This is a genomic window from Pseudomonas sp. 1152_12, assembly GCF_052850675.1.
Map to the genome: position 1 here is coordinate 497,453 of NZ_VXCW01000004.1, position 12,542 is coordinate 509,994.

The 12,542-nt window shown below is 60.7% G+C and carries 12 protein-coding genes; 11 read left to right on the forward strand and 1 reads right to left on the reverse strand.

Features of this window, described 5'->3' with window-relative positions; genetic code table 11:
- Positions 1-33: 33 nt before the first annotated feature.
- Positions 34-960 carry a serine O-acetyltransferase EpsC gene (epsC, locus tag FW764_RS10085; RefSeq protein ID WP_446433795.1) on the reverse strand — a complete coding sequence of 309 codons (927 nt, stop codon included), beginning with the start codon at positions 958-960 and terminating at the stop codon, positions 34-36.
- A gap of 166 nt (positions 961-1,126) precedes the next feature.
- On the opposite strand from epsC, the gene FW764_RS10090 reads away from it, so the two are divergent.
- The 11 genes from FW764_RS10090 to FW764_RS10140 all read left to right on the forward strand — a co-directional run bounded on the left by FW764_RS10090 (position 1,127) and on the right by FW764_RS10140 (position 12,493).
- Positions 1,127-2,122 (forward strand): D-cysteine desulfhydrase, encoded by a 996-nt coding sequence (locus tag FW764_RS10090; RefSeq protein ID WP_446433796.1) that lies wholly within the window; start codon positions 1,127-1,129, stop codon positions 2,120-2,122.
- Between the two features lie 275 nt (positions 2,123-2,397).
- Entirely contained in the window at positions 2,398-3,192 is a 795-nt protein-coding gene (gene tcyJ, locus FW764_RS10095) for a cystine ABC transporter substrate-binding protein (RefSeq protein WP_446433797.1), read from the forward strand.
- Positions 3,192-3,857: a cystine ABC transporter permease gene (gene tcyL / locus FW764_RS10100; protein WP_017135731.1), complete on the forward strand. Its 666-nt coding sequence runs from the start codon at positions 3,192-3,194 to the stop codon at positions 3,855-3,857. Before tcyJ ends, tcyL begins: the two co-directional genes overlap by 1 nt.
- A gap of 3 nt (positions 3,858-3,860) precedes the next feature.
- Positions 3,861-4,607, forward strand: coding sequence for an L-cystine ABC transporter ATP-binding protein TcyN (tcyN, locus tag FW764_RS10105; RefSeq protein WP_446433798.1), 747 nt, complete (start codon positions 3,861-3,863; stop codon positions 4,605-4,607).
- A gap of 393 nt (positions 4,608-5,000) precedes the next feature.
- Positions 5,001-5,786, forward strand: a complete 786-nt coding sequence (locus tag FW764_RS10110) for a hypothetical protein (RefSeq protein WP_446433799.1) — start codon at positions 5,001-5,003, stop codon at positions 5,784-5,786.
- 187 nt (positions 5,787-5,973) lie between these two features.
- Positions 5,974-7,215, forward strand: coding sequence for an SfnB family sulfur acquisition oxidoreductase (locus tag FW764_RS10115; RefSeq protein WP_446433800.1), 1,242 nt, complete (start codon positions 5,974-5,976; stop codon positions 7,213-7,215).
- A gap of 24 nt (positions 7,216-7,239) precedes the next feature.
- Positions 7,240-8,433 (forward strand): SfnB family sulfur acquisition oxidoreductase, encoded by a 1,194-nt coding sequence (locus FW764_RS10120; RefSeq protein ID WP_446433801.1) that lies wholly within the window; start codon positions 7,240-7,242, stop codon positions 8,431-8,433.
- A complete protein-coding gene (locus tag FW764_RS10125) occupies positions 8,434-9,786 on the forward strand; it encodes an LLM class flavin-dependent oxidoreductase (RefSeq protein ID WP_446433802.1) in 1,353 nt (450 codons plus the stop codon).
- 145 nt (positions 9,787-9,931) lie between these two features.
- Complete coding sequence (locus FW764_RS10130) at positions 9,932-10,747, forward strand: MetQ/NlpA family ABC transporter substrate-binding protein (RefSeq protein WP_446433803.1); 816 nt, start codon at positions 9,932-9,934, stop codon at positions 10,745-10,747.
- Positions 10,744-11,859 (forward strand): methionine ABC transporter ATP-binding protein, encoded by a 1,116-nt coding sequence (locus FW764_RS10135; RefSeq protein WP_446433804.1) that lies wholly within the window; start codon positions 10,744-10,746, stop codon positions 11,857-11,859. Before FW764_RS10130 ends, FW764_RS10135 begins: the two co-directional genes overlap by 4 nt.
- Entirely contained in the window at positions 11,849-12,493 is a 645-nt protein-coding gene (locus FW764_RS10140) for a methionine ABC transporter permease (RefSeq protein WP_446433805.1), read from the forward strand. The genes FW764_RS10135 and FW764_RS10140 overlap by 11 nt, the downstream gene beginning before the upstream one ends.
- Positions 12,494-12,542: the final 49 nt, after the last annotated feature.

The window sequence follows — 12,542 nt, forward strand, 5'->3', positions numbered from 1 at the left end:
TGCCCCCTCCCACATTGGATGTATGCAGGTCCTTTACTTCTGTGCCCCATCCTCATGCTGCAAGTTCGCCTGCGTGATATTCGCCCCCGCCGGCACGCTGCGGGTCAGCCACACATTGCCGCCAATCGTCGAGCCTTTGCCAATGGTGATCCGCCCCAGAATCGTCGCCCCGGCGTAGATCACCACATCATCCTCAACGATCGGATGACGTGGGTGGCCCTTCTGCAACTGACCATCCTCATCCGCCGGAAAGCGCTTGGCGCCCAAGGTCACCGCCTGATAAATACGCACCCGCTCGCCGATGATCGCGGTTTCACCAATCACCACACCCGTGCCGTGGTCGATAAAAAAACTCGGGCCGATCTGCGCGCCGGGGTGAATATCGATGCCGGTGGCCGAGTGGGCAATCTCCGCGCTGATTCGCGCCAGCAGCGGCAACCCGGCACGATATAAGTGATGTGCCAGGCGATGGTGAATCACCGCCAGAATCCCCGGGTAGCACAGCAGCACTTCATCCACACTGCGCGCGGCCGGGTCGCCGTGGTAGGCGGCCAACACGTCGGTGTCCAACAGGCTGCGCAGGGAAGGCAGGGCCAAGGCAAAATCCTGGATCAGGCGGATGGCCAAGGCATCGACCTCGCCGTCATCTTTACCGCCTTGGCGAGCAGCGTACCGCAGCTCCAGACGCGCCTGGGCGAGCAAGGCATTCAAGGCGACATCAAGCGTGTGACCGACGTAAAAATCTTCGCTTTCTTCACGCAAATCCACTGGCCCCAGGCGCATCGGAAACAACGCGCCGCACAGCGACTCGAGAATCTGCGCCACCGCTTCGCGCGACGGCAATTCACGCCCGCCGTGCTCACCACTCAAGCGACCATTGCGCGTGCGCCACTGGTCCCGGGCGCTGCGCAGTTGGCTGACGATGGTCTGCAATTGCCAATGACTGGAACGCTCACTCACGGTATTCACTCCTGACGATATAGCCGTCACTTTACGGTATGCACCCAAGCCGCTCTTAAGAACCAATGGTGTGATGTAAAGAACCATACGGAATAAGCGATTGCCGGTTGCCCGATGAAAAGTGCCTGCCTATAGTCGCCCAATCACTTAGCCACCGTGCGTAGCCATGATCAAACAACAGCTCGACCGTTTTAACCGCCTGGAACTGCTGGGCGGCGCCACTGCCCTGGAAAAACTCGAGCGGCTGTCGGCCTGGCTGGGCAGGGACATCTACGTCAAACGCGACGATACGACACCACTGGCCATGGGCGGCAACAAGCTGCGCAAACTCGAGTACCTGGCTGCCGATGCACTCGCCCAGGGTGCCGACACCCTGGTCACCGCCGGTGCAATCCAGTCCAACCATGTGCGCCAAACCGCTGCGCTGGCCGCCAAGCTCGGCCTGGGCTGCGTTGCGCTGCTGGAAAACCCCACCGGCACCGAAGACCCTAACTACCTGGCCAACGGCAACCGCCTGCTGCTGGAGCTGTTCGACGCCAAGGTTGAATTGGTCGAGAACCTCGACAACGTCGACGAGCAACTCAACGCCCTCGCCAATCGCCTGCGCAGCAACGGTAAAAAGCCGTACTTGGTGCCTATCGGCGGTTCCAATGCTCTCGGCGCCCTCGGCTATGTACGCGCCGGGCTGGAACTGGCCGGGCAGATCGCAGACAACGGGATTGAATTCGCCGCCGTGGTACTGGCCTCGGGCAGTGCCGGCACCCACAGCGGTCTCGCGCTGGCCTTGAGTGAAGTGCTGCCGAACTTGCCGGTGGTGGGCATTACGGTATCGCGCACCGAGGAAGCTCAGTTCCCGAAAGTGCAGGGCCTGGCCGAACGCACCGCCCAATTGCTCGGCGTAGATATCCCCGAGGCGTTCAACGTGATTTTGTGGGACGAATATTTCGGCCCGCGCTATGGCGAACCGAACGCCGGCACCCTCGCTGCGGTCAAGCTATTGGCGAGCCAGGAAGGCCTGCTGCTGGACCCGGTCTACACGGGCAAAGCTATGGCCGGATTGCTGGATGGCATCGGTCGCCAGCGGTTTGAAGAAGGCCCGATCATTTTCCTGCACACCGGCGGGGCGCCGGCGTTGTTTGCTTATGGCGCAGCATTTAACTGAATGAACGCGGGTCAAATGTGTGTGTGGCTTGCCTGCGATAGCGGTGTGTCAGCCACACATAAGGTGCTGACCCGTCACTGTCGCAGGCAAGCCAGCTCCGACATCAATCAGCGTCATATTCCAATATAGAATAAAAGATTGTACTTATATTATTTTCAAGTCTTAAAAGCTGGCTTTATAGTCGCGCCGAAGGCGAAGACGCGCTTCGCGCTTTAAGGCAGGATACGACTACCGCGTCACCTGCTTCGCTCAACATAAAAACACAGGGGCTCTTCATGACTATTTCTGTATTTCGTCGCACATTGCTGGTTGGCACATTGGGGCTGGCGCTCGGGGCTAGCTGGCTGAGCCAGGCAGTTGCCGGCGAGCAGTTGGAAAACATCAAGAAAGCCGGCGAAATCAAGATCGGCCTGGAAGGCACCTACCCGCCGTTCAGCTTCGTCGACGAAAGCGGCAAGCTCAGCGGTTTCGAAGTCGAGCTGTCCGAAGCGCTGGCCAAAGAGCTGGGCGTCAAGGTCAAGCTGCAAGCCACGCCGTGGGACGGTATCCTCGCGGCCCTGGAATCCAAGCGCCTGGACGCCGTGGTCAACCAAGTGATCCTCTCCGAAGAGCGCAAGAAGAAATATGACTTCTCCAAGCCCTACACCGCTTCCGGTATCCAAGCGCTGGTGCTGAAGAAAAACGTCGACACCATCAAAACCGCCGACGACCTGGCCGGCAAAAAAGTTGGCGTAGGCCTGGGCACCAACTACGAAAAATGGCTCAAGGACAATCAACCGAAAGCCATTATCAAAACCTACAACGATGACCCCACCAAGTTCCAGGACCTGCGCATCGGCCGCATCGACGCCATTCTGATCGACCGTCTGGCCGCTCTGGAATACGCCAAGAAAGCCCCGGACACCGCAGCCGCCGGTGATGCCTTCTCCCGTCAAGAAGCCGGTATTGCCCTGCGCAAAGGCGAGCCTGAACTGCTCGATGCGGTGAACAAGGCCCTCGACAAGCTGCGCGCCGACGGCACCTTGAAGAAGTTGTCGGAGAAATACTTCAACGCTGACGTCACTCAATAATGGAAGCAGGTTTCCAACTCGCGCTGGACTCCGCGCCCTTTCTGCTCAAGGGCGCGTACTACACGGTGATCCTTAGCCTTGGCGGGATGTTTTTCGGCTTGCTGCTGGGCTTCGGCCTGGCCTTGATGCGCCTGTCGCGCTTCAAACTTTTGAGCTGGACCGCCCGTGTCTACGTGTCGTTCTTTCGCGGCACGCCCTTGCTGGTGCAGCTGTTTTTGATCTACTACGGCTTACCGCAAGTGGGCATCGAGCTGGACCCTATCCCGGCCGCCATGATCGGCTTTTCGCTGAACATGGCCGCTTATGCCTGTGAAATCCTGCGCGCCGCGATCAGCTCCATCGAGCGCGGCCAGTGGGAAGCGGCTGCCAGTATCGGCATGACCCGCGCGCAAACCCTGCGCCGGGCCATCCTGCCGCAGGCCATGCGCACGGCCTTGCCGCCGCTGGGCAACAGCTTTATTTCGTTGGTCAAGGACACGGCGCTGGCCGCCACCATCCAGGTGCCCGAGTTGTTCCGTCAGGCGCAACTGGTGTCTGCGCGCACCTTCGAAATCTTCACCATGTACCTCTCCGCCGCCCTGATCTACTGGATCCTGGCAAGCATCCTGGCGCATTTTCAAAATCGCCTGGAAGACCGGGTCAACCGGCATGACCTGGAGTCTTGAAACATGATCGTGGTTGAAAAACTGACCAAACAATTCAAGGGTCAGGTGGTACTCAACGGGATCGACCTCGAGGTCAAGGAAGGCGAAGTTGTCGCCATCATTGGCCCCAGCGGTTCCGGCAAGACCACCTTCCTGCGCTGCCTGAATTTCCTCGAAGAGCCCACCAGCGGCCGCATCAAGGTGGGTGACATCGAGATCGACAGCAGCAAGCCGCTTAACCAGCAACAAGGCCTGGTGCGGCGCTTGCGCCAGCACGTGGGTTTCGTGTTCCAAAACTTCAACCTGTTCCCGCACCGCACCGCGCTGGAAAACGTCATCGAAGGCCCGCTCGTGGTCAAGAAGATGCCACGCGAAGCAGCGACCGAACTGGGTCGCAAGCTGTTGGCCAGGGTTGGCCTGGCGGGCAAGGAAGGGGCCTACCCTCGGCGCCTGTCCGGCGGCCAGCAACAACGCGTGGCGATTGCTCGGGCACTGGCCATGGAGCCGGAGGTGATTCTGTTTGACGAACCTACCTCGGCCCTCGACCCGGAGTTGGTCGGTGAAGTACTGGCGACCATCCGCAGCCTGGCCGAAGAAAAACGCACCATGGTCATCGTCACCCATGAAATGAGCTTTGCCCGCGATGTAGCCAACCGGGTGATCTTTTTCGACAAGGGCGTGATCGTCGAACAGGGCGAAGCCAAGGCGTTGTTTGCCAACCCCAAGGAGGAGCGGACCAAGCAGTTCTTGAGCAAGTTTCTGGCTCATTAATTGCCTGAGAGCAGGCCCGCACTGTGGTGAGGGAGCTTGCTCCCGCTGGGCTGCGTAGCAGCTCCAAAATGTTGAGAGCGCTTCTTGCTCCAGCGGTAACAAGCGCCCTTGCCACAATCAGCCGCTCCTACACGAACCCCTTATTGCAACGCGTAAAAATCACCGCCGTACCCGTCTCAGAATCCCCCGCCTCGTCAGACTCGTCTGAATCTACCCCAACCCGCCGTTTAGCCCTTTGCCGCCATTGACGCCCCCCGGACAACCCTCTTATCTAGCGCTCAGAGGATTGGATCCTATCCCGGCTATTCACTGAATCGTTCCTTTCGGCACCTGCGCACAACCGCGCCACGGGCGCCGTAACGATTGCTGCTGGCTGCATCAAGGAGATTACTTATGACGCGCACTGCAACCCCGGCCATGCTCACCGCCCCGACCCTGCCCCAGGCTCATCGACACGGTATCAATGCCCTCGCCGCCACCCACCTGCAAGTGGCTATCGCACCCTACCCCGGCATGGAGGAAGGTGACCTGATCGAGTTGTTCTGGAACAACTGCTTTGCCGACTCTCGGCGCGTAACAGCGTGCAAAATCGGCACACCTACCCACCTGCGGGTCCCGGAAAGTTTTGTGCTGGACGGGCCAGCGCAGGTTCACTACCAAGTCATGCAGATCGGCCATGGTCCGGCACGCTCGGCCGTCACGCAGGTGCGGGTAAAAACCAACTACCCAGGTGGCCAACCTTCGGCCCTCTTCAGCGACGAGAACCAGAACCTCGCGCCCGTCAGCCTGCCCGACACCATCCGACGCTACGGCATCAACCCCAGCCAGGTACGGCGCGGCATTCCGTTGCGCATTGAGCCCTACCTGAACATGGCCAGCGGCGACGCCATTACCCTGCGTTGGGGTGACGTGCGCCTGGACCTGCCGAAAATCCAGGCCAAAGGCGTCGGCTTGGCGGTGCAGGTGTGGGTGCCCTCAGCGGTGATTATCGAAGCAGGCGACGACAGCCGCCTGGACGTGACGTACTGCATCCTTGACCGCGTCGGCAATAATTCACGCTGGGCACCGGTGCGCAGCCTGACCATCGCTGCCTGCTCGCCACAAACGCCGCCCCGCCCGGCCAAGGCCGCATCGACCTATCAGCCGCGCCAGTGCGGCTCACCCTGCGAACCTGGGTGACAGCCCTTCTATGCATATTCCTAGAAGTTAGTTCCTTTAAAGATTTAACACGCTTAGGGTATATGCACCGGACCACCGGACATCTCTGATTTTTCTGTTTTCATTTCATTGAATGCGAGGTCGGTATGGTCAAAATTACCCCGGTGCATAACGCCAGGGCATTACGTGCAGCCAAGGAGCGGCGCTGATGTCTAATTTGGCTCTAACACCCACCCAGAGTGATCTGGATGTAGCCCCACTGCTGCTGCCGGCCATTGTGCTGCGTGACGACGCGCAAGCGTTGAGCGCAGCCCATGAATTGGCCCAGGCCGCGCGTCTGCAAGCGGCCAGGCGCGACCAGCAGCGCAAGCTGCCATGGGCACAAATCGAACAATTTACCCGCAGCGGGTTGGGCAGTATTTCCATTCCCCGTGAATACGGCGGCCCCCAGGTGTCTTTCACCACCTTGGCCGACGTGTTCGCGATCATCAGCGCAGCGGACCCGGCCCTCGGGCAGATCCCGCAGAACCATTTCGGCATCTTGCACCTGGTGCAGGGCGCCGCGACCGAACGCCAGAAAAAGCAGCTATTCCAAAGCGTCCTCGATGGCTGGCGCATCGGCAACGGCGGCCCGGAACGCGGCACCAAAAACACCCTGGAGCTCAAGGCGCGTATCACCGCCGAGGGCGACGGCTACGTGGTAAGCGGCCAGAAGTTCTACTCCACCGGCGCGCTGTTTGCCCATTGGGTGGCGGTGAAGGCGTTGAACGCTGACGGCAAACAAGTCATGGCGTTTGTACGCCGAGGCGCCAAAGGACTGCGCATTGTTGACGACTGGTCGGGCTTTGGCCAACGCACCACCGCCAGCGGCACCGTGCTGCTCGACCGGGTGCCGGTGGATGCAGAACTGGTGGTCGAGAATTGGCGCATCGGCGAGAGCCCGAATATCCAGGGGGCCGTCTCGCAATTGATCCAGGCCGCCATCGACGCGGGCATCGCCCGTGGCGCACTCGATGACACCATCGCATTCGTGCGCGAACGCTCGCGCCCGTGGATCGATGCCAAGGTCGAACGCGCCAGCGATGACCTGTATGTCATCGCCGATATCGGCAAGCTGAAGATCGAACTGCACGCCGCCGAAGCCTTGTTGCGCAAGGCCGGCAAGGTCCTGGACGAAGTCAGCGCGGCGCCGATCACCGCGCAATCCGCCGCGCAGGCTTCGATTGCCGTGGCCGAGGCGAAAGTGCTGACCACCGAGGTGTCATTGCTGGTCAGCGAAAAACTCTTCGAACTGGCTGGCAGCCGCGCCACCCTCGCCGAATTCAACCTCGACCGCCACTGGCGCAACGCCCGCGTGCACACCCTGCACGACCCGGTGCGCTGGAAATATCACGCCGTGGGCACTTATCGACTGAACGGCACTTTGCCTGCTCGACATTCCTGGATCTGACCGGCCAGACATCTGGAGAAACTTATGACTTTTTCCCCTAACGTTGCGGTCATCACCAGCGACGAACAAGCCCTCATTGTCGCCAGCGACCTGGCCGAAGATTTCCGCCGCGACAGCGCCCAACGCGACCGTGAACGCCGCCTGCCGCTGCCCGAACTGGACGTATTTTCGCGCTCCGGCCTGTGGGGTATCAGCGTGCCGAAGGAACACGGCGGTGCCGGTGTGTCCAACGTCACCCTGGCCAAGGTCATTGCGCTGATTGCCCAGGCGGATGCGTCGCTGGGCCAGATCCCGCAAAACCACTTTTATGCCCTGGAAGTACTGCGCGTGAACGGCGACCCTGCACAGCAGCAACGCCTGTACGCCGAAGTGCTGGCAGGTCAACGTTTCGGCAACGCCTTGGCGGAGTTGGGCACCAAGACTGCTCACGATCGCGTGACCAAAATCACCCGCGACGGTGACGGTTTTCGTATCACCGGCCGCAAGTTCTACGCCACCGGCGCCATCTACGCGCAACGTATACCGACCTCGGTGGTGGATGAACACGGCGTGCAGCAGTTGGCCTTTGTGCCCCGCGACAGCGAAGGCCTGAACGTAATCGACGACTGGAGCGGCTTCGGCCAACGCACCACCGGCAGCGGTTCGGTGGTGTTCGACAATGTGTGGGTCACAGCGCAAGACGTGATTCCATTCCAGAGCGCCTTCGAGCGCCCGACCACGGTAGGCCCGCTGGCGCAGATCCTTCACGCCGCCATCGACACCGGCATCGCCCGCGCTGCCTTTGAGGATGCGCTGCACTTTGTGCGCACCAAGACCCGCCCATGGATCGACTCCGGCAACGACAAGGCCACTGAAGACCCGTTGACCCTGAGAAGCTTCGGCCACCTGAGCATCCGCCTGCACGCGGCGCAAGCGTTGCTGGAACGCTCCGGCGAGTTCCTCGACCGTGCCCAGGCCGACAGTAATGCGCAGACCGTCGCGGCAGCCTCCATCGCCGTCGCCGAAGTGCGTGCCCTGAGCACCGAAATTGCCCTGGCCGCCGGCAGCACCTTGTTTGAACTGGCCGGCAGCCAGGCGACCCTGGCCGAACACGGCCTCGACCGCCATTGGCGTAACGCCCGCGTGCACACCCTGCACGACCCGGTGCGCTGGAAGTACTTCGCTGTGGGCAACTACTACCTCAACGATGAAAACCCGCCACTGCGGGGGACCCTTTAAATGGCGAAGAAAAAAATCCTGCTCAATGCCTTCAACATGAACTGCATCGGGCACATCAATCATGGCCTGTGGACGCATCCACGCGACACATCAACGCAGTACAAAACCGTCGAGTACTGGACCGAGCTGGCGCAAACACTCGAGCGCGGGCTATTCGACGGTTTGTTCATCGCCGACATCGTCGGCGTGTACGACGTCTACCAGAACGCCATCGATGTGCCGCTCAAAGAGTCGATCCAACTGCCGGTCAACGACCCACTGCTGCTGGTCTCGGCGATGGCGGCAGTGACCAAAAACCTCGGCTTCGGCCTCACCGCCAACCTTACCTACGAGCCGCCTTATCTGTTCGCCCGTCGCATGTCCACCCTCGACCATTTGAGCCGTGGCCGGGTCGGCTGGAACATCGTCACCGGCTACCTCGACAGCGCCGCCAAGGCCATGGGCCTGACCGAACAGGTTAAGCATGATCGGCGTTACAACCAGGCCGATGAGTACCTTCAAGTGCTGTACAAACTCTGGGAGGGCAGCTGGGAAGACGACGCGGTGATCAACGATCCGCAGCAACGGGTCTATGCACAACCAGGCAAAGTGCACAAAGTCGAGCACCACGGCGAGTTCTATCACGTCGAGGGTTATCACCTCTGCGAACCATCACCGCAGCGCACGCCGGTGCTGTTCCAAGCCGGCAGTTCGGATCGCGGCTTGCTGTTCGCCGGACGGCATGCAGAGTGCGTGTTTATCAGCGGGCAGAACAAGGCGGCGACCAAGGTCCAAGTGGACAAGGTCCGCGCCAATGCGGTCGAGGCTGGGCGTAACCCGGACGACATCAAGGTGTTCATGGGCCTCAACGTGATCGTTGGCGCCACAGAAGAGTCGGCCAGGGCCAAGCATACCGAATACCTGAGCTACGCCAGCCCGGAGGCCGGCGTGGCGCATTTTTCGGCATCGACGGCGATTGATTTTGCCCAGTACGAACTGGACGAACCGATCCAGTACGTACTGGGCAACGCGATCCAGTCGGCCACCCAGAACCTGCAAAACAACGATTGGACCCGGCGCACATTGCTCGAGCAGCACGCCCTCGGCGGGCGCTACATCACCTTGGTTGGCTCGCCGGAACAGGTCGCTGACGAGCTGGAGTCGTGGATCAGTGAGACAGGGCTGGATGGCTTCAACCTGACGCGCATTGTGACGCCGGAAAGCTACGTGGACTTTATCGACCTGGTAGTGCCGGAGTTGCAAAAGCGCGGGTCCTACAAAACCGCTTACGAGCACGGAACACTGCGCGAGAAAGTGTTCCGTGGCTCCGCTCGCTTACCCGAACAACACACCGGTTCTACCTACCGTCACTAATCAAAAAATGTGGGAGCGGGCTTGCTCACGAATGCGGTGTGCCAGTCACCGAATTCGTTTGCTGACACACCGCTTTCGCGAGCAAGCCCGCTACCACATTGGATCTTCATCGCTTGCCCAAATACCTTATGACTGGAAACCGACTATGAAAAAGACACTGCTCACTCACCCAGTCAAAGCACTGGCCCTGGCCCTTGGTTTATTCAGCTCGGCGGTCTTCGCCGCCGATGCGCCACTGAAAGTCGGTACCACCGCCGCCTTCGCGATCCCCTTGGAAGCCGCTGTCGCCGAAGCTGGCAAGCAAGGCCTGAACGTCGAGCTGGTGGAGTTCACCGACTGGATTGCGCCCAACGTCAGCCTGGCCGCCGGCGATATCGACGTGAACTACTTCCAGCACATCCCGTTCCTGGAAAACGCCAAGGCTGCCGCCGGTTTTGACTTGGTGCCGTACGCACCGGGGATCATCAATAACGTCGGGCTGTATTCGAAGAAATACAAAAGCTTCAACGACTTGTCCCAAGGCGCCAGCGTGGCGATCGCCAACGACCCGATCAACAGCGGTCGTGGCCTGCAACTGCTGGCCAAGGCCGGGTTGATTACGCTCAAGCCGGGCGTGGGTTACAAGGCCACCGAAGAAGACATCGTCGCCAACCCGAAGAAAATCAAGATCCTGCAAGTGGAAGCCGTGCAACTGGTGCGCGCCTATGACGACGCGGACTTGGTGCAGGGCTACCCGGCATATATCCGCCTGTCCAAGACCTTCGACGCCGAGTCGGCGTTGCTGTTCGACGGCCTCGACCACCCGGAATACGTGATCCAGTTCGTGATCCAGCCAAAGAGCAAAACCGACCCGCGCGTGACCAAGTTCGTCGACATCTACCAGCACTCGCCGGTGGTGCGTGCGGCCCTGGATAAATCCCTCGGCAAGCTCTACCAAGTGGGCGGGGAAAATAAAAAATGACTGCCGCCAACACTCAACTGCGCGACCTGGGCTTGCCGCCCAGGAGCGCCGAGCAGACCGAACTGCACCCGGACCTGAACCGCGCCCATGTGCGTTTTATCAACCTGGGCAAAACCTATGACGGCAGCGTGCATGCCCTGCAAGGCATTGACCTGTCGATCCAGCGCGGTGAAGTGTTCGGCATCATCGGCCGCAGCGGCGCCGGTAAATCGTCGCTGATTCGCACCATCAACCGCCTGGAGCAACCGAGCAGCGGGCGGGTGTTGATCGATCAGGTGGACATCGGCCAATACGACGAAGACCACCTGGTGGTGCTGCGTCGGCGCATCGGCATGATCTTCCAGCACTTCAACCTGATGTCGGCCAAAACGGTTTGGCAGAACGTCGAGTTGCCGCTCAAAGTTGCCAGGGTGCCCAAACTGCAACGCGAGCAAAAGGTACGCGAGCTGCTGGAACTGGTGGGCCTCAACGACAAGCACAAGGCCTACCCGGCGCAGCTCTCCGGAGGGCAAAAACAGCGCGTGGGTATTGCCCGCTCGCTGGTGCACGATCCGCAGATTCTGCTGTGCGACGAAGCCACCTCGGCGCTCGACCCGGAGACCACGCAGTCGATTCTCGGCCTGCTGCGCGAGATCAACCAGCGCCTGGGCCTGACCATCGTGTTGATCACCCATGAGATGGCGGTGATTCGCGAAATCTGCGACCGCGTAGGGGTGCTTGAGCACGGGCGCATCGTCGAGCAAGGCCCGGTGTGGCACGTGTTCGGCAACCCACAGCACGAGGTCAGTAAAACCCTGCTGGCGCCACTGCAACACCGGCTGCCGGAAGAACTGCAAAGCCGTCTGCAACTCACCCAGACCTGCGCCGACGCGGCGCTGGTATTGCGTTTGCAATTCACCGGCAGTGCCACCGAGGAGCCCGATCTGGCTGCGCTGTTCAACGCCCTCGGCGGGCGCGTGCGCTTGCTGCAAGGCGGCGTAGAACGCATCCAGGGGCATGCCCTGGGTCAATTGCTGTTGGCGGTGAACGGTTCACCGCACAACGCCGAAGAACTGCGCCATCGCGCCGGGCGTTGGGCGCAACAGGTGGAGGTGCTGGGCTATGGGGTTTGATCGCTTATTGCAGGGCGCTATCGACACCTTGTTGATGGTCGGCGTGTCATCGTTGATCGCGCTGCTGGTGGGGATTCCGTTGGCGGTGTTCCTGGTCACCAGCGGCAAGGGCGGGATCTACCAGGCACCGGCGCTGAACCGCGTGCTGGGGGCGTTCGTCAATCTGTTCCGCTCCATTCCGTTTTTGATTCTGATGGTGGCGCTGATTCCATTTACCCGGCTGATCGTCGGCACCACCTACGGTGTATGGGCGGCCGTGGTGCCGCTGACCATCGCCGCCACGCCGTTCTTTGCGCGGATCGCCGAAGTGAGCTTGCGTGAGGTCGACCATGGCTTGATCGAAGCCGCACAAGCCATGGGCTGCCGTCGTTGGCACATCATCTGGCATGTGCTGTTGCCGGAAGCGCTGCCGGGGATCGTCGGCGGGTTCACGATCACGTTGGTGACGATGATCAACTCATCGGCCATGGCGGGGGCGATTGGTGCGGGCGGTCTGGGCGACATCGCTTATCGCTATGGCTATCAACGCTTTGATACGCAGATCATGCTCACCGTGATCGTGCTGCTGGTGATTCTGGTGGCGGTGATTCAATTGGGTGGGGATCGGTTGGCGCGGGTGCTTAATAAGCGCTGAGCGCCGTTAAGATTGCCCCAGCCATGCATCGCCCACCCGTGGACGATGC